Annotated in this window: 20 protein-coding genes; 8 read left to right on the plus strand and 12 right to left on the minus strand. The window is 65.5% G+C overall.

The features are described 5' to 3' along the window. Positions 1 to 130: 130 nt before the first annotated feature. The 3 genes from C4S70_RS05470 (at position 131) to C4S70_RS05480 (ending at position 5,543) form a co-directional block, all read left to right on the plus strand. Entirely contained in the window at positions 131 to 3,928 is a 3,798-nt protein-coding gene (locus C4S70_RS05470) for an Ig-like domain-containing protein (protein ID WP_104007108.1), read from the plus strand. A 369-nt stretch (positions 3,929 to 4,297) separates the two neighbouring features. After that, positions 4,298 to 4,945: a DsbA family oxidoreductase gene (locus tag C4S70_RS05475; RefSeq protein ID WP_104007109.1), complete on the plus strand. Its 648-nt coding sequence runs from the start codon at positions 4,298 to 4,300 to the stop codon at positions 4,943 to 4,945. A 4-nt stretch (positions 4,946 to 4,949) separates the two neighbouring features. Further along, positions 4,950 to 5,543, plus strand: coding sequence for a TetR/AcrR family transcriptional regulator (locus C4S70_RS05480; RefSeq protein WP_104007110.1), 594 nt, complete (start codon positions 4,950 to 4,952; stop codon positions 5,541 to 5,543). Positions 5,544 to 5,609: 66 nt separating this feature from the next. Here C4S70_RS05480 and dnaA read toward each other — a convergent pair whose 3' ends face one another. The 3 genes from dnaA to C4S70_RS05495 all read right to left on the minus strand — a co-directional run bounded on the left by dnaA (position 5,610) and on the right by C4S70_RS05495 (position 9,143). Next, a complete protein-coding gene (dnaA, locus tag C4S70_RS05485; RefSeq protein ID WP_104007111.1) occupies positions 5,610 to 7,019 on the minus strand; it encodes a chromosomal replication initiator protein DnaA in 1,410 nt (469 codons plus the stop codon). A 536-nt stretch (positions 7,020 to 7,555) separates the two neighbouring features. Beyond that, entirely contained in the window at positions 7,556 to 7,819 is a 264-nt protein-coding gene (gene rpsT / locus C4S70_RS05490; protein WP_104007112.1) for a 30S ribosomal protein S20, read from the minus strand. A gap of 262 nt (positions 7,820 to 8,081) precedes the next feature. Then, positions 8,082 to 9,143: a Leu/Phe/Val dehydrogenase gene (locus C4S70_RS05495; RefSeq protein ID WP_104007113.1), complete on the minus strand. Its 1,062-nt coding sequence runs from the start codon at positions 9,141 to 9,143 to the stop codon at positions 8,082 to 8,084. Between the two features lie 129 nt (positions 9,144 to 9,272). Between C4S70_RS05495 and C4S70_RS05500 the strand changes: the two genes are divergently transcribed. Further along, positions 9,273 to 9,755, plus strand: coding sequence for an Lrp/AsnC family transcriptional regulator (locus tag C4S70_RS05500; protein ID WP_235003721.1), 483 nt, complete (start codon positions 9,273 to 9,275; stop codon positions 9,753 to 9,755). Between the two features lie 57 nt (positions 9,756 to 9,812). Here the strand turns inward: C4S70_RS05500 and C4S70_RS05505 are convergent, their stop codons facing one another. Both C4S70_RS05505 and mutM read right to left on the minus strand, forming a co-directional pair. Beyond that, positions 9,813 to 10,589 (minus strand): enoyl-CoA hydratase, encoded by a 777-nt coding sequence (locus tag C4S70_RS05505; RefSeq protein ID WP_104007114.1) that lies wholly within the window; start codon positions 10,587 to 10,589, stop codon positions 9,813 to 9,815. A gap of 65 nt (positions 10,590 to 10,654) precedes the next feature. Next, positions 10,655 to 11,506 carry a bifunctional DNA-formamidopyrimidine glycosylase/DNA-(apurinic or apyrimidinic site) lyase gene (gene mutM, locus C4S70_RS05510; protein WP_104007115.1) on the minus strand — a complete coding sequence of 284 codons (852 nt, stop codon included), beginning with the start codon at positions 11,504 to 11,506 and terminating at the stop codon, positions 10,655 to 10,657. Positions 11,507 to 11,591: 85 nt separating this feature from the next. On the opposite strand from mutM, the gene ubiE reads away from it, so the two are divergent. Together ubiE and ubiB are read left to right on the plus strand one after the other, a co-directional pair. Beyond that, a complete protein-coding gene (gene ubiE / locus C4S70_RS05515) occupies positions 11,592 to 12,344 on the plus strand; it encodes a bifunctional demethylmenaquinone methyltransferase/2-methoxy-6-polyprenyl-1,4-benzoquinol methylase UbiE (RefSeq protein WP_104007116.1) in 753 nt (250 codons plus the stop codon). A gap of 1 nt (position 12,345) precedes the next feature. Then, positions 12,346 to 13,875, plus strand: a complete 1,530-nt coding sequence (gene ubiB / locus C4S70_RS05520) for a 2-polyprenylphenol 6-hydroxylase (protein ID WP_104007117.1) — start codon at positions 12,346 to 12,348, stop codon at positions 13,873 to 13,875. Positions 13,876 to 14,029: 154 nt separating this feature from the next. Here the strand turns inward: ubiB and C4S70_RS05525 are convergent, their stop codons facing one another. The 7 genes from C4S70_RS05525 to C4S70_RS05550 all read right to left on the minus strand — a co-directional run bounded on the left by C4S70_RS05525 (position 14,030) and on the right by C4S70_RS05550 (position 21,885). Further along, the gene (locus C4S70_RS05525; protein ID WP_104007118.1) at positions 14,030 to 15,481 is read right to left on the minus strand and encodes an aldehyde dehydrogenase family protein; all 1,452 of its coding nucleotides are present in this window, start codon (positions 15,479 to 15,481) and stop codon (positions 14,030 to 14,032) included. 76 nt (positions 15,482 to 15,557) lie between these two features. Then, positions 15,558 to 17,162 (minus strand): ABC transporter ATP-binding protein, encoded by a 1,605-nt coding sequence (locus C4S70_RS05530; RefSeq protein WP_104007119.1) that lies wholly within the window; start codon positions 17,160 to 17,162, stop codon positions 15,558 to 15,560. A 145-nt stretch (positions 17,163 to 17,307) separates the two neighbouring features. Further along, a complete protein-coding gene (locus tag C4S70_RS05535; RefSeq protein ID WP_104007120.1) occupies positions 17,308 to 18,123 on the minus strand; it encodes an ABC transporter permease in 816 nt (271 codons plus the stop codon). After that, entirely contained in the window at positions 18,120 to 19,067 is a 948-nt protein-coding gene (locus tag C4S70_RS05540; protein ID WP_104007121.1) for an ABC transporter permease, read from the minus strand. The genes C4S70_RS05535 and C4S70_RS05540 overlap by 4 nt, the downstream gene beginning before the upstream one ends. Before the next feature lie 183 nt (positions 19,068 to 19,250). Next, positions 19,251 to 19,604 carry a hypothetical protein gene (locus C4S70_RS19020; RefSeq protein WP_235003722.1) on the minus strand — a complete coding sequence of 118 codons (354 nt, stop codon included), beginning with the start codon at positions 19,602 to 19,604 and terminating at the stop codon, positions 19,251 to 19,253. Continuing rightward, complete coding sequence (locus tag C4S70_RS05545; protein WP_235003723.1) at positions 19,592 to 20,317, minus strand: ligand-gated ion channel; 726 nt, start codon at positions 20,315 to 20,317, stop codon at positions 19,592 to 19,594. The genes C4S70_RS19020 and C4S70_RS05545 overlap by 13 nt, the downstream gene beginning before the upstream one ends. 77 nt (positions 20,318 to 20,394) lie before the next feature. Next, a complete protein-coding gene (locus C4S70_RS05550; protein WP_235003725.1) occupies positions 20,395 to 21,885 on the minus strand; it encodes an ABC transporter substrate-binding protein in 1,491 nt (496 codons plus the stop codon). A gap of 172 nt (positions 21,886 to 22,057) precedes the next feature. Between C4S70_RS05550 and panB the strand changes: the two genes are divergently transcribed. Both panB and panC read left to right on the plus strand, forming a co-directional pair. Beyond that, entirely contained in the window at positions 22,058 to 22,897 is an 840-nt protein-coding gene (gene panB, locus C4S70_RS05555) for a 3-methyl-2-oxobutanoate hydroxymethyltransferase (protein ID WP_104007122.1), read from the plus strand. Beyond that, complete coding sequence (gene panC / locus C4S70_RS05560) at positions 22,894 to 23,754, plus strand: pantoate--beta-alanine ligase (RefSeq protein WP_104007123.1); 861 nt, start codon at positions 22,894 to 22,896, stop codon at positions 23,752 to 23,754. Before panB ends, panC begins: the two co-directional genes overlap by 4 nt. Positions 23,755 to 23,911: the final 157 nt, after the last annotated feature.

Consider the following 23,911-nt stretch of genomic DNA (forward strand, 5'->3'; position numbering starts at 1 on the left):
GGTGAGCATCCCCCCAAGATGTGCCACAGGTGCGGCCGCAACTCCACCAAACCCCCGTAAGTTTAGGATAAATTTCCGTTTCATGCTAATGTGAGCGGATTGGTGATGTTTTTCTGGGTGGGGGGCCGAGATGGTTACGTCGGCCAAGACCGTTTTCGAAACGGGCGATCAAGCTGTTTCACTTGCCGCGAACATCGGCGGAGAGGCGGTCACTCTGCCTGCCGGGTTTCAGTTGTTCTCGGCGCGCTTTGCGCGGCAGGGATCCGATTTGCGGATCGACGCCGTCGACGGTGACCGCGTCGTTGTCACCGATTACTTCACGCGGCTGGCTCCACCCGATCTGGTCACCGCCGAGAACGGCGTTCTGCACGGCGATGCCGTGCGCCTGCTGGCGGGCGCCGGGGTCGGGGCCGAATTGGTTCAGGCCGGCGCAGGCGCCGCGCCGATCCCGATCGGTCAAGTCGAAACGGTCACCGGCAGCGTGCGCGCTCAGCGGCTGGACGGCACCATCGACACGCTGGCGGTCGGCTCCAAGATCTATGCCCGCGACGTGGTGACCACCGATGCCGACGGCCGGGTGTCGCTCACCTTCGCGGACGGCACGATCTTTTCCATGTCCGAATCGTCTCGGATGGTGATCGACGAGTTGGTCTACAATCCCGCGGGCGAGAACAACTCGGCAGCCTTCAATCTGATCAATGGCGGCTTCGTGTTCATCGCCGGCCAGGTCGCCAAGACCGGCGACATGACGGTGGAAACCCCCGCAGCAACGATGGGCATCCGCGGCACCAACGTCTCGGCCCAGATCGAGCGCAGCGAAGAAGTGACCCGCGTCACCGTGGCGCTGAACCGCGACCCCGACGGCAGCATCGGGCAGATCCAGCTGTTCGATCTCGACAACAACCTGATCACCACGATCACCGCGACTGATACGATGTGGGTGATTTCTCCCAGCGATGACCTGGTGCTGGAAATGGCGCGAACCGCCGGTGACGACAGCGACGACGCGGTGCTGATCGCCGATGCTCTGACCGCCTACCAGATCGCGCAGCAGCGGGTCCAGGCCGGCCAGACCTATGTCGAGATGGGCTCGGGCGGCGGCCCGGGGGCGGGCGGGCGCCCCGACACCGGGTTCCCCGGACCCGCACCTGAACAGGACGAGCCGAACGAGCCCGAGGATCAGGATCCCGACACGGATGACACCTTCGACGAAGGCCGGATCGACCTTGACAACGTGCGCGATCCGCTGCGCGCGGCCGAGGCCATCGACATCGAGGTATCGGGTCCCGAGGATTCCGGCGAGGACTCGCCCATTTCCGGGCAGATCGGCATCGACACGGCGGCCATCGTCCCCGACAGCTTCGCGCTCGAAACCGCGCCGTCGAACGGCAGCGCCACGGTTCTTCAGGACGGAACCTTCCTGTACGTCCCCGAGCCCGATTTTTTCGGAACCGACACGTTTTCCTACCAGGTGACCGGCGCGGACGGGACGCCGGTATCCGGGACCGTCACGGTCAATGTCGAGCCGGTGAACGACCCGCCGAACGCTGCCCCCGACGCCTTTGCCGGATCCGAGGACGGCATCATTTCCGGCACGCTTCTGGCCAACGACACCGATGTCGAGGATGACCCGCTCACGGTGAGCATCGCCACCTCTCCGGCACATGGAACGCTCACGATCGCGCCCGATGGCAGTTTCAGCTACACGCCGGACGCGGATTTCCACGGCACCGACAGCTTCGTCTACTCGATCGATGACGGAAACGGCGGCATCGACTCGGCGGGCGTGACTCTGACAGTCGCCGAGGTCAACGACGCGCCGGTCGCCACCGGCGACAGCGTGACCACAAACGAGGACAGCCCCGTCACCTTTGCCGTCACCGCCAACGATGCCGACACCGATGGCGATCCGCTTGCGGTCAGCGCGATCTCCCAGCCGGCCAACGGCAGCGCGGTCCTGAACGCCGACGGCTCGATCACCTACACGCCGGATGCGGATTTTCACGGCACCGACAGCTTTGCCTACACCGTCGCCGACGGACGGGGCGGTTCCGATGCCGGCCAGGTCACCGTGACCGTCGCCGAGGTCAACGACGCGCCCGCATTGAATGCCGGGGCGCTGGCTGCGCGGGAGAACGGACCGGTGACGACTCTGGATCTGGCCGCGCTGGGCAGCGATCAGGACGGCGACGATGACGGCGCCACGCTGACCTACACGGTCACGGGTCAGCCATCGCACGGCTCCGCCTCGATCAGCGGCACCACGCTGAGGTTCGACCCGGGGGCGGATTTCGACGGCTTGGCTGCCGACGAAACGCGGTCGGTCACCATCCAGGTCACCGCGACCGACCGGCACGGCGCGACGGCGACGAACGACATTACCGTGACCGTCCAGGGCACGAACCAGGCCCCGGCGGCGCGCTCGGATTTCGCGGTCACGCCGCAAGGGTCGGGCGTCACCCTGGACGTGACGAGAAATGACACCGACGCCGACGGCGACGCCCTGTCGGTCACCGCCGCCACCGCACCTGCCAACGGGAGCGTGTCGTTCGGCGACGGGTCGATCACCTATACGCCGAACACAGGCTTTTACGGGGTGGATACACTGGCCTACACCGTCAGCGACGGTCACGGCGGAACCGACGGCGCAACGCTGACCGTGCTGGTCGAACAGGACACAACGCAGCTGCCGCCGGATGTCCCGGTATCTATCACCTTCAATCCGGACACGCCCGGGGACCCGCCCGGAACCTTCCTGCTGGACGTGACACCGGTTTCGTCGGCGCAGGTGCACCTTGTCGTGGCGATGGACAGTTCCGGCAGCATTTCGTCCTCGGGCTGGAACGACATGAAGGACTCGGTCTCCAGCGCACTCGAGGCGCTGCGGGACGAGTTCACGGGTTCGGCCACGCCGGTCAATGTCGCCTTCGTTGCCTACAGCAACGGAGCCGAGACCACCGCCACCTTCGACCTGATCGATGACTTCGACGCGATGACCGAGACGCTGGACGGGCTGTCCTTCCAGGGGGGCGGAACCAACTGGGAGGCGGCCTTTGACGCCACCGCCGGGCTGTTCGCGGGTGCCGCGCCGGGGGACTCCAGGATTCTCTATTTCCTGACCGACGGCAACCCGTACCCGGAAAGCCAGGACTGGCAGGGCGCGTTGGCCGATCTGACCGCGGGCAATGACGTTGATATCGAGGCCTTCGCGATCGGCAGCAACGTCAACCTGACCAACCTGAATGCGGTGGACTCGGACGGAACCGCAACCACGGTCACCGATCCGGCGGCGCTGGAAAATGCCTTTGCCCAGACGCCACTGTTCAACGCCCAGCTGGTCGAATTCTCGCTGCGGCTGACCGTGGACGGCGTCGATCAGGGCGTGATTGCCGACGAAACCAGCCCCGCGCTACAGACCAGCGGGCTGGATTTCTCGATTTCCCTGCAGGACATTCCCGGCCTCGACGCGCTGCTGGGCGATGTCAACGTCTTTGCGGCCACCGCGGTCTTCGACCTGGACGGAGACCCGGCAACCACCGGCGATCAGATCGAGTTGTTCGCCGGCGGCGTGGTGGAACAGGTGCATGTCGCCTCGGCCAGTTCGGCGATGGTGACGGACACCGACGCCCCGTCGCAACTCGCGCTTCCCAGCGATGACGCGCTGCCGGTGCCGACCGTCGCGGCCGAGACGCAAAGCGCCCAATCCGACGGTCAGGGCGCCCTGTCGCTGGCCGCGCTGTTTGCCCCGCCTTCGGGCGATGGCGACCTGCCCGGCCTGGCGCCGCCGCCCGGCAGCGCCGGACCGTTCGCCCCGGTCAGTGGAGGCGCTCCGGGCAGCAGTCCGGCCATGGGGCTTGGCCTCATCAGCGCCGGCATCCTCGACGGCACCGGGCTGGACGACAGCGCGGCGGCGACGCTGACGTCATAGGCGCCGCCCGCCCCGTGGCCGCCCGTTCCGGCATGGCCCGCATGATGCAGATGGGCAGTGCCATCACCGAAGCGTGGCATAACTGAACGCCGCTGCCGACGCCCCGGTCCGAGGCGCATCGGGACCTTATGCTCAAACCGGTGCGCAACCGGGGTCCGGTCGATGACACCGACGCTCAAGCGTTCCCGGATACGGGGTTCACCACCGAGAACGCGCTTGAAGCGATCCTTGGCCTGGCGCAAAAGGTGATGTCGAATTACGCTTATCGCTTGGCCCGAACGCCGGGGAAAGGGTATTCAAGAACAAGCCTGGACCCGCGCCGATCCGGCGCAAGCGGCCAGCTGACCGTCACGGACAGGAAACACGACCATGAGCCCGGATCCCCTTCGCATCGACATCGTGTCGGACGTGATGTGTCCCTGGTGCGTGATCGGCTATCGCCAGTTGGCGCGGGCGCTGGAGGAAACCGGCACGGCGCATGAAATTCACTGGCACCCTTTCGAGTTGAACCCGCACATGCCGCGCGAAGGGCAGAACCTGCGCGACCACCTGATCGAGAAATACGGCATCACGGCCCAGCAGTCGCGACAGACTCGCAGTCAGATCACGGCACTGGGCGCCGAACTGGGCTTCGAGTTCCGGTTCTCCGACGACATGAGGATGCACAACACCTTCACCGCGCACCAATTGCTGCACTGGGCGCGCGAGCTGGGACGGGCGCATGAACTGGAGATGGCGCTGTTCGCCGCCCATTTCACCCACGGGCGCGACCTGTCGGATATCGAGGTTCTGGCCGACATCGCCGGCGAAACCGGGCTGGACCGCGACACAGCCCTGGAGGTTCTGCGCAACCAGCGTTTCGCGCGCGACGTGCGGGCGCATGAAGGATTCTGGGTAAACCAGGGGATCCGGGGCGTTCCCGCCATGATTTTCAGATCGCGCCATCTTGTCACCGGCGCGCAGGGCGTCGAAAATTATGCCAGAATCCTGAACCACCTGGCCGAGCACGAGGGCTGAACACATGGCGCGCGCAGCCGCATATGATCGCGACACCGCCCTGCAGGCGGCGATGGTTCTGTTCTGGCGCAAGGGGTATCACGCGACCTCGCTGAAGGATCTCGAAGCCGCGCTGAACATGAAACCCGGCAGCATCTACGCCGCCTTCTCGAGCAAGGAAACCCTGTATCTTCTTGCTCTGAAGCGGTATTTCGAGACGTCACGCGAACGGTTCCGGGAACGGGTCGCACAATCTCGATCGCCACTGGCGGCGCTGGCCGACAACCTGCGGGCCTATGTCCGGATCTCGCCGGACGACGCGGCGCGGCGGGTCTGCATGCTGACCAAGACCCTAGTGGACACCCAGGCGACCGACCCAAAGATAGCCGCCGTCACCCGGGACTATCTGGTGCAGATGCGCGGCGAGTTCGCCCAGGCCTTTCGCGCCGCCCGCGATGTCGGCGAATTGCCCCCGGACGCCGACCCGGACCGATTGGCGCGCCGCTATCAGGCGAATGTCACGGCGCTTCGGTTCGAACTGCATCGCGGCGCTCTGCGGCACGAGATCGAGGAACTGGCCGAAGACATGGCCCGCGAGGTCGAGGCACTGCGCCCCTGACCCACCGGCGCCCCGACCGGCAAGGCCGGCGATCTCGCCGGTCCTTTGCCCGGCCCTTCGCCGCGCTCAGGCCTCCAACGCCCGGCGCAGCAGTTCCACATCCTCGGCCAGCTGCCCGTCGGTTTGGGTCAGTTCCTCGATCCGGCGCACACCGTGCATCACCGTCGTATGGTCTCGCCCGCCGAAGCGGCGGCCGATTTCCGGCAACGAACGGCTGGTCAGTTGCTTGCACAGATACATGGCCACCTGACGCGGCCGCGCATAGGACCGCAGCCGCTTGGGGCCGATGATGTCGGAAAGCCGGATGTTGTAGTATTCGGCAACCTTCCTCTGGATTTCCTCGACCGTGATCTTCCGATCCGACGCGCGCAGAACGTCGGCCAGACAGTCCTGGGTGAGATCCATGTCGATCTCGCGCCCCACCAGCGATGCGAAGGCAAAAAGCCGGGTCAGCGCCCCTTCCAGCACGCGCACATTGGTCGAGATCCGATGCGCGAGGAATTCCAGTACCCCATCGGAGATCTCCAGATCCGGATAGGTCGCCCGGTACTGCTGGACCTTGCTTTGCAGGATGCCCAGCCGCAGTTCGTAATCGGTCGGATGCAGATCCACCACCAGCCCGCACTGCAGGCGCGACTTCACCCGCTCTTCGAGATCCTTGATCTCGCCGGGCGCGCGGTCGGCGGAAATGATGATCTGCTTGTTCTGATCCACCAAGGCGTTGAACGTGTGGAAAAATTCCTCCTGCGTGCTGTCCTTGCCGGCGATGAACTGCACGTCGTCCACCATCAGCACATCGACCGAACGGAACAGGTGCTTGAAGTCCATCATCCGCTTTTCCCGCAGCGCCTGGACAAAGCGATACATGAACTGTTCCGCCGACAGATAGACCACGTTCATGTCGGGACGCCGGGCGCGCAGTTCCCACGCGATCGCGTGCATCAGATGGGTCTTGCCCAACCCCACGCCCCCGTAAAGGAACAGCGGATTGAAGGTAACGGGGCCGCCTTCGCTCACGCGGCGGGCAGCGGCATGGGCCAGTTCATTAGGCTTGCCGACGACGAAAGTGTCAAAGGTGAACCGCGCATCCAGAGGGGCGGCCAGCAGGTCGTCCGCCAGCCGCTTTTCGCTGCCCGAAATGCCGTTGCCCGGCACGCGCGAGGACTCGGCCGCGATGGGGCGGGCGGCGCCCTTGTCCTTGCCGTCGCTTTCGGCGCGGGGACGCGTAGGCTTGTTCGAAGCCGTTCGGAAGGCAATGCGCCGGACCGATTCGCCCGAGGAATTCAACTGATACAGGATCACGTCCGAGAAATTCTGGCTGACATAATTGCCCATGAAATTCGTCGGCACCTCGAAAACCGCCACGCCGTCTTCAAGCTCGACGAATTCAAGCGGCTCGATCCAGGTCGTGTAGTTGTTCCTGCCGACGGTCTTTCGAAGTTTCTGTCTGAGCTGTCCCCATTTTTCCTCGGTCATCAAACGCCTCATGTGTCCCGCATTATGGCCGGCCCCATCTCCGGCATCTTTGTATCCGGCATCCGCCAGTACCGATTCACCGACTCACACGGGCCCACGATTGCGACCACACAGCAGCACGGAACACCGACGGGTTCCATTGCCAAGAAAAACACCCAATCCTTGCGGCGGAACGCAGGTATCCACCGCGAATAACCGTCACAGTCATGTTTCTGACAGGGCGCTCGGCCAAGCCGAAAGCGCTGCAGACATCCGGTTCTTGCTTCACCGAACCTTCTGACTGCCCCTTCTCCGGACAAAGCCCGAAGCCCGGATACGGGTGCCGCCTGTCCCCCCAAGCGAGTGAATCGCTGACTACGGGATAGCAATTCCCTCCCTGTCCGGGCAACGAAACTATGCTGTTGACTCGGGATTCCGGAGCAAAGAATCTCTCGCAGGCGCAGCAAAACATCAAGCCGCTACATCAACGAAAAAAGGCGTCGCCCGAGGCAACGCCTTGTCCTGATCTCGTTTTCTCGGGGGTTCCCCCTGGACGATCAGCCCAGCGCCTTCACCCGCGCCGACAGGCGCGACATCTTGCGCGCGGCGGTGTTCTTGTGAAACACGCCCTTGGTGACTCCGCGCATCAGTTCGGGCTGGGCGGCGCGCAGAGCGGCCTGCGCGGCCTCCTTGTCGCCCGAGGCGATTGCTTCCTCGACCTTGCGCAGGAAGGTGCGGATGCGCGAACGGCGCGCCTTGTTGACGGCATAGCGCTTCTGGTTCTGACGAGCGCGCTTCTTTGCTTGCGGCGAATTGGCCATGATCTATCTACCTCGATTCGGGTCCGGTTCGTTCCTTGCGCATGCCGAACCCGAAACAGGCCGATCCCGGCCGGGGTGATTCTAGCCTGAGCGGGCTGCACGCGCATGTATGACGGCGCCGTTTAACGGACTTCAAGCCGTTTGCCAACCGGAAATCCTTGGGTCTCTTCAGTCCTTCATCTTGCCGAAAATACTCCGGGGAGCATGAGGGGCAGCGCCCCTCATACCCGGCCCATGGCGTGCGCCGCAGGCGCGCATTTTCCTAGGCCGCCATCGCGTGGCCGCCACGGATCCGCTCAAGCGCGATTCGCTCGGCGATCTCCTCGGCGGGCACACCCTCGGCCTCGGACCGGCGCAGGATCTCCAGAACGGTGTCGTAGATCCCCTTGATCTTGCGCAGCGCAAGATCCCGGTCATGGGCGGCGAAGATCGGCAGCGAGCCGCGCATCACACCGCCCGCGTTCACCACGAAGTCGGGCGCGTAGGCAATGCCGCGTTCCATCAACGCCCGACCATGCTCCGGCCGCTCGAGTTGATTGTTGGCCAGCCCCGCGATCCCCTTGCAGCGCAGACGTCGAATCGTGTCGTCGTTCAGGATCCCGCCCAGCGCGCAGGGAGCGAACACGTCCACGTCCTGGTCGTAGATCGCATCGGGCGCCACCGCACGGATCCCGTGCTGTTCGACCACGCGACGAAGCGCGGCCTCGTTCACGTCCGTCGCCACCAGCTCGGCCCCGGCGGCGACCAGCTGGCCGATCAGATCGGCCCCGGTCTGACCGACGCCCTGAACCGCGACCTTCAGCCCTGCCAGATTGTCCGCCCCCCGCAGATAGGCCGCCAGCGCCCGGATCCCGTGGAACCCGCCCAGCGCGGTATAATGCGCCGGCGGATCGTCGTCGGCGAATTCCGAGGCGCGAGTAAACACGAACTCGCATTCCTCGGCCATCACGTCCACATCCGCCGGGCCGACGCCCACGTCGATCGCGGTCCAGTAGCGGCCGCCCAGACGCTGCACTTGCCGGGCCAGAGCCCGCAGCAGGTCATGCTTGTTGGCCGCGGCCGGGTCGGCGATGATCACGCATTTGCCGCCCCCGAGCGGCAGGCCGGCCAGCGCGTTCTTCATGGTCATGCCGCGCGACAGGCGCAGCACGTCCTTCAGTGCCGCCTCCTCCGAAGCATAGGGATACATCCGGCAGCCCCCCGCCGCGGGGCCAAGCGTGGTGTCATGCAACGCGATGATCCCCCGCAGGCCGCAGGAGCGGTCGGACACGAACAGAACCTGTTCGTGTTCGTCGTAGGATGGATGCAAAAAAACGTCCGCCATGGGTTCTCCTCCCACTGAAAACTCTGACCCAAGAATACACCCTTTCACAGGGTGAATCCTTGCATTTTTCCTCAACTTTGCGCGATATTGCGCAATATTTCCCTATCAAGTACCAATTAGGCAGAGAAAATGACCATGATCGAACTTGATTCCATAGATCTTCGCATCCTCGAGATTCTCCAGGCCGAGGGGCGCATTTCGAATCTCGAACTGGCCGAGCGGGTCAATCTGTCGCCGACGCCCTGCAGCCGCCGGCTGAAACGGCTTGAAGAGTCGGGGGTGATCACGGGCTACGGCGCGCGCATCAATACCGAGGCGCTGGGGTTCGGCGTCAATGCGCTGGTCACGGTGCGGCTGGCGCGGCAGACGCCCGAGGACGTCAAGGCGTTTCTGGATGCGATCGACACCCTGCCCGAGATCACCGAAACGCTGCTGGTGGCGGGCAGTCTCGACTATGTGCTGCGGGTCATGGTGCGCGACGTGGACGAATTGCGGGCCTTCATCCTCGAAGGGCTCAAGCAGTTGCCCGGCGTGGCGGAAACAACCACCATGCTGATCCTCGAGACGCGAAAGCGCCCGCTGTCGCCCACGCGCCTGCCGCCCACGAAATGAAAAGGGCAGGCGCGGCGGCCTGCCCCGATTCCCGCACGATCCCGACCGGCCCGCGCGTCACTTGTCGCGGAACTGCGGCTCGCGCTTTTCAAGGAAGGCCGCCATGCCTTCCTTCTGATCCTCGGTCGCGAACAGCGAATGGAACACGCGACGCTCGAACAGCATGCCTTCGGACAGCGGTAGCTCGTAGGAGCGGTTGACCGATTCCTTGGCGGCCATGACCGCGATCATCGACTTCTCGGCGATCTTCTGAGCTGCGGCCAGCGCCTCTTCGATCAGTTTCTTGGCCGGCACGACGCGGCTGACCAGCCCGCTGCGTTCGGCCTCTTCGGCGTCCATGAAACGGCCCGTCAGGTTCATGTCCATCGCCTTGGACTTGCCGATAAAGCGCGTCAGACGCTGCGATCCACCCATGCCGGCGATGACGCCCAGGTTGATCTCGGGCTGGCCGAACTTGGCTGTGTCGGCGGCGATGATGAAGTCGCACATCATGGCCAGCTCGCACCCGCCGCCCAGCGCATAGCCCGCCACCGCGGCGATGATCGGCTTGCGGATCGCGGCGATGCGGTCATTGGCATCGGCAAAGAGGTTCTCGGTGAACACCTCGACATAGGATTTGGTGGACATCTCCTTGATGTCGGCCCCAGCGGCAAAGGCGCGTTCCGAACCGGTGATGACGATGCAGCGCACCTTGTCGTTGGCGTCGGCCTCTTCCAGCGCCTGGCAGAGTTCCCCCAGAAGCTGGGTATTCAGCGCGTTCAGCGCATCCGGGCGGTTCAGTCTGATCAGGGCGACGTGGTCCTCGATCTCGACGATGATCGTCTCAAAGGCCATGGAATCTGCTTTCGGTTGTTCACTGTCAGGGGCGATTCCTTACCACGCAGGGGACATGGTTCAAGCTATCTTTGGCATTTCGGGCAGTAGAAGCTGGACCGCCCACCCTGCACGATGCGGCGAATCGTGGCCGCGCAGCCGGGGGTCCGGCAGGGTTCGCCCTCGCGCCCGTAGACATCGAAACTGTGCTGGAAATAGCCCAACTCCCCGTCCGCCTGCCGGAAATCGCGCAGGGACGATCCGCCCGCGGCGATCGCATCTTGCAGCACCTGCCGGATCACCGGCACCAGCGCGGTGACGCGTCCGGCCGCGATCCGCCCGGCCTTGCGGCGCGGGTCGATTCGGGCGCGATAGAGCGCTTCGCACACATAGATGTTGCCCAGCCCCGCCACGATTCGCTGGTCCAGCAGCGCCGCCTTGATCGCGGTCTGGCGTCCCTTCAGCGCGGCAACGAGGTAGGGTTCGTCGAAAGCGTTGCCCAGGGGTTCAGGCCCCAGCCCCGTCAGCAGGCGGTGCGCCTCGGCGGCCTCGGTCGGGAACAGGTCCATAGCCCCGAACCGGCGCGGGTCGTTGAAGGTAACCCGGGCGCCAGAGCCCATGTGAAGCACCACATGATCATGTTTCTGACGCGCCGGGTGGTCGTGCACGAACCGGCCCAACGGGTCGCCCGAAACGGTCATCCGGCCCGACATGCCGAGGTGAATCAGCAGGGTTTCCCCCCCATCCAGATCGGCGAGGATGTATTTCGACCGCCGCCGCAGGCGCTCGACCCGCCGCCCCGTCAGCCGCTCGGCCATGCGATCCGGGAAAGGCCAGCGCAGATCGGGGCGGTTGATGTCGGCGCGTGCGATCACCTGCCCCTCCATCACCGGGGCCAGCCCGCGACGGACTGTCTCGACCTCTGGCAGTTCGGGCATTTTCCTGTCTCTCCTTTGGGCGCCGCCATTGTGCCCGGCCGCAACACGCCTATAACGGGGGCGACTGCGACAATGGGCAAACGCCATGGCCGAGACAAGCGACAAGACCACCCATTTCGGGTTCCAGACCGTGCCCGAGGATGAAAAGGCCAGCCGCGTGCAGGGCGTGTTCAACTCGGTCGCATCGAAATACGACATCATGAACGACGTGATGAGCGCCGGCATCCACCGCGTCTGGAAGGATGCGATGATGGACTGGCTGGCACCGCGCCCGGGCCAGCGGCTGCTGGATGTCGCGGGGGGGACCGGCGACATTTCCTTCCGGTTCCTGAAACGCGCCGGCCACGGTCACGCCACCGTGCTGGATCTGACCGAGCCGATGCTGGTCGAGGGCCGCAAACGGGCCGAAGCCGCGCAGATGGCCGACAGCCTCGACTGGGTGGTGGGCGACGCGATGGCGCTGCCGTTTCCGGACAACACGTTCGACGTCTACTCGATCAGTTTCGGCATCCGGAACGTGACGCGACCCCAGGACGCCCTGAACGAAGCCTTCCGCGTGCTGCGCCCCGGCGGGCGGCTGATGGTGCTGGAATTCAGCCAATTGCCGAATCCCGCGATGCAGAAGCTCTACGACCTCTACAGCTTCAACGTGATCCCGCGCATGGGACAGCTGATCGCGAATGACCGGGACAGTTATCAATACCTGGTGGAATCGATCCGCCGCTTTCCCGATCAGGAAACCTTCCTCGGCATGGTCCGCCAGGCAGGGTTCGGGAACGCCAAGTATCGCAACCTGACCATGGGCATCGCCGCCCTGCATTCGGGATGGAAACTCTGAGATGCGCGGCCCCCACAACATCTGGCGGCTGATCCGCACCGGCGCCACGCTGGAACGCACCGGCGCGATGAAGGTGGTGCTGGACGCGTTCGAGGCGCCCCGGTCGATCCGCTTCCTCGCCCATGCGTTGGGCAAACCCTTCATGTGGCTGGGTTACAAGGGCGACCCGTCCATGCCCCCCGCGACCCGCGCGCTGACCGCGCTGGGGCCGGCCTACATCAAATTCGGGCAGGTGCTTTCGACCCGCCCCGACGTGGTCGGGCAGGAGCTGGCCGACCACCTGCGCGTGCTTCAGGACAAGCTGCCCCCCTTCCCACGCGAAGAGGCCATGGCCGAAGTCGAACGCGAACTGGAACGGCCGCTGTCGGAAATGTTTTCGGAGTTCAGCGAACCCATCGCAGCGGCCTCGATCGCGCAGGTGCACAAGGCGCGTCTGGTCGAAACCGGAGAAGAGGTCGCGGTCAAGGTGCTTCGCCCCGGCATCGAACGCGCCTTTCGCCGCGACATCGACGCCTTCTACTTTGCCGCCGGCGTGATCGAGAAACTGATCCCCGGCACCCGCCGCCTGCGCCCGATCGACGTGATCACCCATTTCGACGGCGTGGTGCAGGGCGAGCTCGACCTGCGGCTGGAAAGCGCCGCGGCGTCGGAATTCGCCGCCAACACGAAGGACGACGAAGGCTTCCGCCTGCCGCCGGTGATGTGGGCCTACTCGGCGCGGCGGGTAATGACGCTGGGCTGGGTCGATGGCGTGCCGCTGGGCGACAACGCGGCGCTGGACGCCGCCGGCCATGACCGCCGGGCACTGGGCGAACGGGTCCTGACCCTGTTCCTGCGGCACGCCCTGCGCGACGGTTATTTCCACGCCGACATGCACCAGGGCAACATGAAGGTGGCACCTGACGGGGACATCGTGGCCTATGACTTCGGCATCATGGGCCATATCGACGAATACACCCGCCGGGTCTATGCCGAGATCCTCTATGGCTTCATCAGGCGCGACTACCGCCGCGTGGCCGAGGTGCATTTCGAGGCGGGCTACGTCCCCGCCGACCGCGACGTGGACGAATTCGCCCGCGCCCTGCGCGCCGTGGGCGAGCCGATCTTCGGCATGGATGCCGCACATATTTCGATGGGCCGGCTCCTGAGCTATCTATTCGAAGTGACCGAGAAGTTCGGGATGCAGACCCGGACCGAACTGATCCTGCTGCAGCGCACCATGGTCGTGGTCGAGGGCGTGGCCCGCTCGCTGGACCCGCATATCAATATCTGGCAGGTCGCCCGCCCGGTGGTCGAGGATTACATCAAGCAATCCATCGGCCCGCGAGCGGTCGCCGCGGACCTGCTGAAGACCGCCCGCGTTCTGGCCCGCTTCGGCCCGCGCCTGCCCGGCATGGTCGAGGCCGCCCTGATCGCCCAGGCCAACCCCGCGCGGGACGACCCGGCGCCGGGGCGGCGCTCGGGGGTCTGGCCCGCGCTCGCAGGGCTGGCGGTCGGCGCAACGCTGGTGTTGCTGGCGGGAAACTTCTGAACCGCTTCCAGGCCTGCATATACACGCCGACCCCTGGACGCCTCGGCCCGCCGTCTCCCCTCATCCTCTTGCGACAAATATCCTCCGGGGGAGCGCGAGGGGGTGGAAAACCCCCTCGCCCCCGTCCGGCGCGGCCACCCCCGCGCGTCCTGCATTATCCATGCCGCGCCGCGACCGTCTTGAGCGTCGAAAACCCGTAAAGCGCCTCGAACCCCTTTTCGCGGCCATGACCCGACTTGCGGACCCCGCCGAATGGCAGTTCCACCCCGCCGCCGGCGCCATAATTGTTGATGAACACCTGCCCCGCACGCAGCCGCCTGGCCAGCCGCATCTGCCGCGCCCCGTCGCGGGTCCAGATCCCCGCCACCAGCCCATAGCCGGTACCATTCGCGATCCGAACCGCTTCTTCTTCGGTCTCGAACGGGATCAACACCTGAACCGGGCCGAAAATCTCCTCCTGCGCCAGCGGATGCTCGGGCGGCACGTCGGCAAAAAGCGTCGGCCGCACATAGGCCCCGGCGGCAGGCGCGTGATCGACGATCACGCCCTGCCCCGCCACGGGCAGGTCCGCGCCGCGCGCCAGGAACCCCTCGACGATCTCCTTCTGCCGGGCCGAGATCAGCGGTCCGACCTTCAGATCCTCCAGCGCCGGCCCAACGGTCAGCGCGCCATAGGCCGCCGCCATCCGCGCCCTGACCTCTTCGTAAACACCGCGCTGGGCCAGAATTCGCGAAGAGGCTGAACAGGTCTGGCCCGCATTCTGACAGCCCGCATTGACCAGAAACGGCAGGGCGTCGTCCAGATCGGTGTCGTCGAACACCAACTGGGGCGACTTGCCCCCCAGTTCCAGCGTCACCGGCACCACGTTGCGCGCCGCCGCCGCCTGCACCCGCGCGCCGGTGGCCACCGAGCCGGTAAAGCTGACATGGTTGACGCCCGGATGCGCCGAAAGCGCCGCCCCGGCCTCCCCCCCCAGACCCGGGACCACGTTCAGCGCGCCCGCCGGCAGCCCCGCGCGCACCGCCAGATCGGCGAATGCCAGCGCCGTCAGGCACGCCTCTTCCGCAGGCTTCAGCACGCAGGCATTGCCCATCGCAAGCGCCGCCCCGACCGAGCGACCGATGATCTGCATGGGGTAATTCCACGGCACGATATGCCCCGTGACCCCGTGCGGCTCGCGCAACGTATAGACGGTGTAACCGCCCAGATAGGGAATGGTCTCCCCCATCACCTTGTCGGCCGCGCCGCCGTAGAATTCGCAATACCGCGCCAGCGCGATCGCATCGTTGCGCGCCTGGGTCAGCGGCTTGCCCACATCCATCGCCTCCAGCCGCGCCAGCTCCTCGACCCGCTCCAGCACCAGCTGCCCCAGCCGGGTCAGAATCCGTCCCCGTTCGAAGGCCGCCATCCCGCCCCACGCGCTCGCCAGCGCCTCCCGCGCCGCCGCCACTGCGGCATCCACGTCCCGCACCCTGCCCCGCGCAATCCGGCAGATCTCCGATCCGTCCGAAGGGTTGACCAACGACAAGGTGCCCCCTTCCATGGGCGGAACCCATTCCCCGCCGATCAGGCACATCCCCGGATCGAACCACATCGCCTCTCCCATCAAATCCTCCCTCCCGCTTCTTTCTGGTCCCAAATACCCCCGCCGGAGGCAACGGCGAAGCCGTTCCGCTGCCATCTCAGCGCTCGCCGACGCCGACATCGGGCAACCGCGGCGCCGCCGCTATCAGCGCCCGCGTATAGGGATGGCGCGGGGCCGAAAACACGTCTTCCGTCGCGCCCTCTTCCACGATCTCGCCCGCCTTCATCACCAGCACCCGATCGGTCACCGAACGCACCACGCTCAGATCATGGCTGATGAAGATGTATGTCAGGTCATATTCCCGGCAGAGATCGGCCAGCAGGTCCAGAATCTGCGCCCGCACCGACACGTCCAGCGCCGATACCGCCTCGTCGAACAAAATCAGCTCGGGCCGGATGATCAGCGCCCGCGCAATCGCGATCCGCTGCCGCTGCCCGCCGGAGAACTCGTGGATGTATTTGCCCGCGTCCTCGGGCGAAAGCCCCACCGCCCGCAACGCCTCGGCCACCGCCGCGCGCCGCGCCGCACCCTTCGGCGGATCGTCCAGCAGATGAAACGGCTCGGTGATCAGCCGCTCGACCCGGTGCCGCGGGTTGAAACTGCCGTAAGGGTCCTGAAACACCACCTGCATCTTCCGCCGCACTGCAAGGTTCGGCCGATGCCCCGTCCAGACCGGCTCGCCATCCAGCAGGATCTCGCCCTCCTGCACCGGCTCCAGCCCCAGAATCGCCCGCGTCAGCGTGGACTTGCCGCAGCCCGACTCGCCGACCAGCCCCAGCCGCTCACCACGGTTGAGAACGAAACTTACATTCCGCACCGCACGGAAATGGCCCGGATCGCGAAACAGCCGCCTGCGCGGCAGGCGGTAGTCGCGGCTGACGCCCTTCACCTGCAACAGCGGCGCGGGCGGCGGCGGGTCTGGCAGATCGACCGCATGGACGGACGCCTCGAACAGCATCCGCGTATAGGGGTGACGCATGTTCGCCAGCAGCGCGCGCGTGGAACCTGCTTCCACCACCTGGCCCCGGCGCATGACCACGATCCGGTCGGCCATGTCCGCCACCACCGCCAGGTCATGGGTGATCATCAGCATTCCCATGCCGTAATCCGCCACCAGCCCCTTCAACAGATCGAGGATCTGCGCCTGCGTGGTCACGTCCAGAGCCGTGGTCGGCTCGTCCGCGATCAGGAGCTTCGGGCGCAACGCGATGGCCATGGCGATCACCACCCGCTGACGCTGCCCCCCGCTGAGTTCATGCGGATAGCGCGACGGGGGAAAGCGGTCCGCCGGCAGGCCCACGCGGTCGAGAACCTCGCGAGCACGGTCACGGGCGGCATCGCGGGCCATCGCGCGGTGGATCAGGATCGTCTCCATCACCTGATCGGCGATGGTCCTGACCGGATTCAGCGCCGTCATCGGCTCCTGGAACACCATGCCGATGTCACGCCCCCGGATCGCGCACATCGCGTCCTCGTCCAGCGCCAGCAGATCCCGGTCGCCCAGACGAATCGCACCGCGCGTCACGGCGCGTTCGGGCAGCAGCCCCATCACCGACAGCGCCGTCATCGACTTGCCCGAGCCGGATTCGCCGGTCACCGCCACGATCTCGCCCGGCGCGACCGACAGCGAAACGCCCTTCAGCACCGGCAGCGCGCCGATCTCCAGCGAAAGGTCGGAGATGGAAAGAAGGGACTCCGTCATCCCATCGCCCCTCTTGCCTTGTGTGACAAGGGCGGCGGCCGCCCGTGGTGGGCGCGAAAGCGCCCGCCTGGGGGGCGGGCGGGCGCTGCCCGGCGGTTCCCGCCGGGCGGAGCAGGTCGGCGACTGCTGCGCAAGATCGTCCACCTCATGCCCGCGCCGCCCGGATCCGCGGGTCCAGCCAGTCGCGCAACCCATCCCCCATAAGGTTCAGGCCCAGCACGGTGACGATGATCGCCAGCCCCGGAATCAGCGCAAGATGTGGCGCGAAACTGACCATCGTCTGCGCATCCGCCAGCATCCGCCCCCAACTGGGCGTGGGCGGCTGCGCGCCCAGGCCGACATAGCTGAGCCCCGCCTCGGCCAGAATACCGAGGCTGAACTGGATCGTTCCCTGCACGATCAGCAGATTCACCACGTTGGGCAGGATATGCTCGACGGAAATCCTCGCATCTGACTTGCCCGCGACCCGCGCGGCCATGATGAATTCGCGCTCCCACAGTGACAGAGCCGCCCCGCGCGTGATGCGGGCAAAGACGGGGATGTTGAAGATGCCGATGGCGATGATCGCATTGATCGCGCCCGCGCCGTAGACTGCGGTAATCAGGATCGCGATGACGAGGCTCGGGAAGGCAAATACCAGATCGTTGCCGCGCATGATGACCTCGTCCAGCCATGACCCCTTGCGCGCCGCCGCCGCCAGCCCCAGCGGCACGCCCAGCCCCATGCCGATCCCCACCGCCACCAACGCCACCGCGATCGAGGTGCGCGCGCCCACCATGATCATCGAAAACATGTCGCGCCCGAAATGGTCGGTGCCGAACCAGTGCCGCGCATTCGGCGTCTGGAGCTTCTCGGGGATGTTCATCGCGGCAAAGTCGTAGGGCGTCCAGACGAAGGAGATCAGCGCCGCTGCAAGGATCAGCGACGACAGCGCCGCGCCAAGGATCAGATTGCGGCTCATGTCCGGCTCCTCAGCCGCGGGTCCACCGCGGCATAGGCCAGATCGACGAGGAAATTCACCACGATCACGGCGAATACCAGCAGCATCACCACCGATTCCACCACGATCAGATCGCGCGAGGAAATCGCCTGGAACACCAGCCGGCCAAGGCCGGGCAGATAGAATACCTGTTCGATGATGATCGACCCGGCCAGCAGAAAGGAAAACTGCAACCCGATGATCGTCAGCACCGGGATCAGCGCGTTGCGCACCCCGTGCCGCCACAGGGCCTGGCGGCGGCTCAGCCCCTTGGCGCGGGCGGTGCGCATGTAGTCCTCGCCCAGAACGTCCAAGAGCGCCGAGCGCATCACCCGCGCCAGAATCGCCGCCTGCGGCAGGGCCAGCGCGACGGCCGGCAGCGTCAGCGATTTCATTGCCGCCCAGGCCCCCTTGTCCCATCCGGCGAAACCGCCCGCGCCGAAGAGCCGCAGCTTGATTGCGAAGATCAGCACCAGCATCATCGCGAACCAGAAATTCGGGATCGCGATGCCCAGCTGCGTCACCCCCATCACGGCAGCATCCGCCGGCCTGCCGCGACGGGCGGCCGCAAAGATCCCTGCGGGAAAGGCAATCAGCGTCGAAAGCATGAGCGCATAGAGCGCCAGCGGCAGCGACACCCACAGCCGGTCCGCCACCATCTGCGCCACCGGGGTCCGATAAGTGTAGGAAGTGCCGAAATCCCCCGTCGCCATGCCGCCGACCCAATCGAGGTATCGCTGCCATTTCGGCACGTCCAGCCCCAACTCCGCCCGCAGCGCCGCCACCGTGTCGGGCTGGGCATTGATCCCCAGCATGAAACGCGCCGGATCGCCCGGTGCCACCTCGACCACCGAGAAGATGACCAGACTCGCCACCGCAAGACTGACGATCAGCGAAGCCAGGCGTTTGAGCGAATAGCGCAGCATGGCCGACAGGTTAGCCCACGAGACAGAGCGTTGGAACCGCTCCGGGCGGGCGGGCCTGTATGCCTCGTCTCTTCATCTTGCCCGCAATACTCCGGGGGAGCGCGAGGGGGCAGCGCCCCCTCGCATCGGTCGGATCGGCGGTGCCGATCCGAAAACCTGCACCCCGCATGACAGGCAGGCCTCTCATCCCGTCCACAAATAGTAATAGGCCGCGAACAGGACCACGCCGGCATAGCCAAAGGGATAGATCCACTTGACCACGTATTTGTCGGCCAGCGCAGCGGCCCCGGCGCGTCCCTTCGCCTCCAGTCGGCTGAGCAGCACGTTGAACACCACGATCGCCCCGGTCACCAGGAACACGCATTGCAGCAGAAAATCGAGGAAGGTCACATAACCCAGTCTGGGCAAGTCCGCGGCGATCGCCCAGTTGAACGCGACAAAGACCAGCAGGTTGCCGCCGGCGATCTCGATCCGCTTGCTGTAATCCTCCAGAAAGAACGAACTCCACCCCACCACGATCAGGATCAGAATCGGCAAAAAGATCCGCAGCGCATAATACTGAATTGCCGATGCGCCTCGAACCGCAATGCCATGCGATCGCTCTCCTGCCCGGAAAGACCGGGCTGCGAGGAAAGCTGCATCCGGGCATTGCCAAAGACCCACTCCTCCTCGCCCAGCAATTCGCCCAGGCCCGAGACATCCTCCAGCGGGTAGAAATGCACCCACTGAGACGGATAGACCGACATGATTTCGAAGAAGAAGGTCTGCGTGTCAAAGGGATAGCGGCGAAAGTTGAAATAGGGTGCCTGCAGCGTCAAAGAGGACTTCTCGAAATACCGGATCCCGCCGCCGGAATCCACGGCGACCACCGCCTGATGGATCCAGCGGTTCGACTGCTGGTTCTCCACCACGAAACAGGGCACAGGCGCCCCCCGCTCGCGCGCCAGATCGATCAGGTCGTCGGGTTGCATCACCTTGACCTCGCCCCCCTCGCCGGCCGGATCGAAGGCCAGTTCCGGCGCATCCCACACCATCCGCAGCGACACCACCGCGCCGAAATTCTCGGATTTCTGATCGACCGAAGTGATCTGGTCGATCTTGATCCCGACCCCCACATCGAGCGGCCGGGCAGGAGGCCGCGACACCGGTGCCGCGCCGGTCGTGGACAGCCCCTCGGCCGCTGCCGGACCGGGCAGAACCGGCAAGGCCAGATGAAGAATCAGTCCGGCGACCAGGATCCAGTTGCGCATGCAAATCGCTCCAATGCGTTGCGGCCCCCTTGGGTCCGTCCGGCCCGGCGCCGAGAATGCGCGCCGGACCGCAAGGATCAGTTCTCCCAATAGACCGCCGTCAGGTCGGTGGCCTGGGTCGGCGCGTTGGCCCAGAGCCCCCGCACGCCCGCCTTGGCCACCGTCAGCGCCGGCAGCTGGAACAGATAGCCGTTGACGTAATCCTCGGCGATGATCCGCTGCGCCTTTTGCAGCAGTTCCGTCCGCTTCGCCGGGTCCGTGGCGGCGTTCAGCTCCTTCATCAGCGCCTGAAAATCGGGGTTGTCATACTGGAAATAGTAATCGGGCCGGGCATAGATACCAATATCCATCGGCTCGGTATGGCTGACGATGGTCAGGGCATAGTTCTTGCCCCGGAATACGGTTTCCAGCCATTGCGCCCATTCCACGTTGATGATCTCGGCCTTGATGCCGACCGCGGCAAGCTGTGCCTGGATGATCTCGCCCCCGCGCCGGGCATAGGACGGCGGCGGCAGGTGCAGCGTGGTTTCGAACCCGTCCGGGAACCCGGCCTCGGCCAGCAGCTTGCGGCTGAGGTCGGGATCGTATGCAGACAGGTCCGTCAGGTCCACATAGGCCGGGTGATGCGGCGCGAAATGGGTGCCGATCGGTGTGCCATAGCCGAACATCGCCCCGTCGATCAGCGCCTGCCGGTCGATCGCATGGGCCACGGCCTCGCGCACCTTCACGTTGTCAAAAGGCGGCTGCTTGTTGTTGGTGGAGAGGATCGTTTCGCCCTCGGTCGAGCCCACCAGAACCTGAAAGCGCGGGTCGGCCTCGAATTGCGGCAGGTTTTCCGGCGCGGGAAAGCCGGTGAAAACATCCACGTCTTCGGCCATCACCGCGGCGAAGGCGGCGGTCGGATCGCTGATGAACTTGAATGTCACATGGTCCAGCTTCGCCGGCGTGCCCCAGTAATCGGGGTTTTTCACAAGCTCGATCCTGTCGCCCTGCACCCAGCTGGAGAACTTGAAGGCCCCGGTGCCGACGGGATGCTGCTTGATGCCGTCGATGCTTTCGGGGGCGACGATCACCGCGTCGCCCCAGGCCATGTTGAACAGGAAATTGCCGTTGGGCTCCTTCAGCGTGACGCGCACGGTCAGCGGGTCCACCACCTCGACGCTTTCAATCCCGGAAAACAGCGCTTTCTGGGCGTTGGCGCTGTCTTCGGCCCGGGCGCGGTCGAGGCTGAACTTCACGTCCTCGGCATCCATGGTGGTGCCGTCATGGAAGGTCACGCCCTCGTGCAGGTGAAAGGTATAGACCGTGCCGTCGTCGGAAATGTCCCAGCTTTTCGCCAGCCCCGGCACGATCGACCCGTCGCCCATGAACCGGGTCAGCCCCTCGAACACATTGGAATAGAGAACCGAATCAATCGCCCCCGCCGCCGCCGAGGTCGGATCCAGATGCGGCGGCTCGAGCTGCATCGCCACGGTTATATCGCCCTGTGCCGACGCCGCGCCGGCCCAGATGGCCGCCGAAAGGGCAAGGGCCGAGCCCATGCCGCGCCTGAAAATGTTGAAACCCATGCCGAAATCCCCCCTGCTGTATCGCCTTGGGACCGGCCCGAAACCGGCCTTGTGACGCAAAGTCTTTCCGCAAATTGCAAACCGATCAAGGATTTGTTGGCGCTACCGCAGTGGATCGCTGCGCTGCGGCGTGTTATTCGGGGCGCCAATCCGAACCGCGAACGGACCGAAGATGAGCGCAAATCCCCCAAAGCCCGCCCCCACGGCCGAAGACATCCGCGCCCGCAAGGGGGGCGAACCGATCGTTAGCCTGACGGCCTATACCACGCCGATGGCGCAGCTGATGGATGCCCATTGCGACTTCGTTCTGGTGGGCGACAGCGTGGGCATGGTGCTGCATGGGCTGCCTTCGACGCTCGGCGTGACGATGGAGATGATGATTCTGCACGGGCGCGCCGTCGCGCGTGGGCTTAGCCGGGCGATGATGGTGATCGACATGCCGTTCGGCACTTACGAGGAAAGCCCGGCGCAGGCCTTTCGCAATGCCGCGAGGCTGATGGCGAAAACCGGCGCCGGCGCGGTCAAGCTCGAAGGCGGGCAGCACATGGCCGACACCATCGCCTTTCTCGTGGCGCGGGGGATTCCGGTGATGGGGCATGTGGGGCTGACGCCGCAGTCGATCAACACTCTGGGTGGCTATCGCGTGCAGGGCCGCGACGACGACGGCGCGCGGGTGCTGGCCGATGCAAGCGCGGTGGCCGAAGCGGGCGCCTTCGCCGTGGTGCTGGAGAAGGTGCCGCAGGGTCTGGCCGACCGGATCACGGCGGAGGTGCCGATCCCCACCATCGGCATCGGCGCGTCGGCAGGCTGCGACGGGCAGGTTCTGGTGGTCGATGACATGCTGGGCTTTTTCCAGGCGTTCAAGCCGAAATTCGTCAAGCGCTATGCCGATCTGGGCGCTCAGGCCGAGGCCGCGATCGCCACATACGCCGCCGAGGTGCGCGCGCGGACCTTTCCGGCGGCCGAGCATGTCTTTGCCGACACCGTCCCGGCGAAGGGAGCGAAGCAATGAACGCGCCGATCCTGCGCAAACTGGCCGACCTGCGGGCGGTGACCGCCGAATGGAAACGCGCGGGCGAGGTGATCGGCGTGGTGCCGACCATGGGCGCGCTGCATGCGGGCCACCTGTCGCTGGTCGAGGCGGCCTGCGCCGCCTGCGACCGCGTGATCGTGACGATCTTCGTCAACCCCAAACAGTTCAACAACCCCGAGGATCTGGCCAACTATCCCCGCACCGAACACGAGGATGCGGAGAAACTGTCGGCCCATCGGGTGGACGCGATCTGGGCGCCGGATGCCGACCAGGTCTATCCCGAAGGCTTTGCCACCACCGTGTCGGTGGCGGGTCTGACCGACGTGATGGAAGGTGCCTTCCGCCCCGGCCATTTCGACGGGGTGGCGACGGTCTGCGCCAAGCTGTTCCTGCAGACGGGAGCCGACAGGGCGTTCTTTGGAGAAAAGGATTTCCAGCAGCTCAAGATCGTGCGGCGGATGGCGCGGGATCTGGACATCCCCGTCGAGATCAACGCCTGCCCCACGGTGCGCGAGCCGTCGGGGCTGGCGATGTCGTCGCGCAACCTGCGCCTGTCGGCGGAGGCGCGGGAAAGGGCGGCGTCGCTGAATGCCGTGATGCGGGACGTGGTGGCCGGGCTGGCCGAGGGGCGCGCCTTTGAGGGGCTGGCGACCGTGGCGCGCATCAGGCTGAAGGAGGCGGGATTTTCCGAGGTCGAGTATCTGGATCTGCGGGCAGAGGAGGATCTGGCACGGATCGAGCGGCCCGATCGACCGGCGCGGCTGTTCGCGGCAGCCTGGATGGAGGGGATCCGGCTGATCGACAACCTGGCCGTGCCGGTTTTGCAGGACTGCTGATCCGACTGCATCCGGACACGGCATTGGTTTCGGATTGGCTGCGCCAATCCGACCGATACGAGGGGGCGCTGCCCCCTCGCGCTCCCCCGGAGTATTTCAGGCAAGATGAAGGAAGTGGGCGCAATCCGTTTCTCGCGCGCGGCAGGCTGTTTTCAAG

The organism is Jhaorihella thermophila (assembly GCF_900108275.1).
Classification (GTDB): Bacteria; Pseudomonadota; Alphaproteobacteria; order Rhodobacterales; family Rhodobacteraceae; genus Jhaorihella; species Jhaorihella thermophila.

Bases quoted from the DNA above. Each gene is read 5' to 3' on its own strand.
- C4S70_RS05470 (WP_104007108.1), top strand. From the start codon at position 131: ATGGTTACGTCGGCCAAGACCGTTTTCGAAACGGGCGATCAAGCTGTT.
- C4S70_RS05475 (WP_104007109.1), top strand. From the start codon at position 4,298: ATGAGCCCGGATCCCCTTCGCATCGACATCGTGTCGGACGTGATGTGT.
- C4S70_RS05480 (WP_104007110.1), top strand. From the start codon at position 4,950: ATGGCGCGCGCAGCCGCATATGATCGCGACACCGCCCTGCAGGCGGCG.
- dnaA (WP_104007111.1), bottom strand. From the start codon at position 7,019: ATGACCGAGGAAAAATGGGGACAGCTCAGACAGAAACTTCGAAAGACC.
- rpsT (WP_104007112.1), bottom strand. From the start codon at position 7,819: ATGGCCAATTCGCCGCAAGCAAAGAAGCGCGCTCGTCAGAACCAGAAG.
- C4S70_RS05495 (WP_104007113.1), bottom strand. From the start codon at position 9,143: ATGGCGGACGTTTTTTTGCATCCATCCTACGACGAACACGAACAGGTT.
- C4S70_RS05500 (WP_235003721.1), top strand. From the start codon at position 9,273: ATGACCATGATCGAACTTGATTCCATAGATCTTCGCATCCTCGAGATT.
- C4S70_RS05505 (WP_104007114.1), bottom strand. From the start codon at position 10,589: ATGGCCTTTGAGACGATCATCGTCGAGATCGAGGACCACGTCGCCCTG.
- mutM (WP_104007115.1), bottom strand. From the start codon at position 11,506: ATGCCCGAACTGCCAGAGGTCGAGACAGTCCGTCGCGGGCTGGCCCCG.
- ubiE (WP_104007116.1), top strand. From the start codon at position 11,592: ATGGCCGAGACAAGCGACAAGACCACCCATTTCGGGTTCCAGACCGTG.
- ubiB (WP_104007117.1), top strand. From the start codon at position 12,346: ATGCGCGGCCCCCACAACATCTGGCGGCTGATCCGCACCGGCGCCACG.
- C4S70_RS05525 (WP_104007118.1), bottom strand. From the start codon at position 15,481: ATGGGAGAGGCGATGTGGTTCGATCCGGGGATGTGCCTGATCGGCGGG.
- C4S70_RS05530 (WP_104007119.1), bottom strand. From the start codon at position 17,162: ATGACGGAGTCCCTTCTTTCCATCTCCGACCTTTCGCTGGAGATCGGC.
- C4S70_RS05535 (WP_104007120.1), bottom strand. From the start codon at position 18,123: ATGAGCCGCAATCTGATCCTTGGCGCGGCGCTGTCGTCGCTGATCCTT.
- C4S70_RS05540 (WP_104007121.1), bottom strand. From the start codon at position 19,067: ATGCTGCGCTATTCGCTCAAACGCCTGGCTTCGCTGATCGTCAGTCTT.
- C4S70_RS05545 (WP_235003723.1), bottom strand. From the start codon at position 20,317: ATGCGCAACTGGATCCTGGTCGCCGGACTGATTCTTCATCTGGCCTTG.
- C4S70_RS05550 (WP_235003725.1), bottom strand. From the start codon at position 21,885: ATGGGTTTCAACATTTTCAGGCGCGGCATGGGCTCGGCCCTTGCCCTT.
- panB (WP_104007122.1), top strand. From the start codon at position 22,058: ATGAGCGCAAATCCCCCAAAGCCCGCCCCCACGGCCGAAGACATCCGC.
- panC (WP_104007123.1), top strand. From the start codon at position 22,894: ATGAACGCGCCGATCCTGCGCAAACTGGCCGACCTGCGGGCGGTGACC.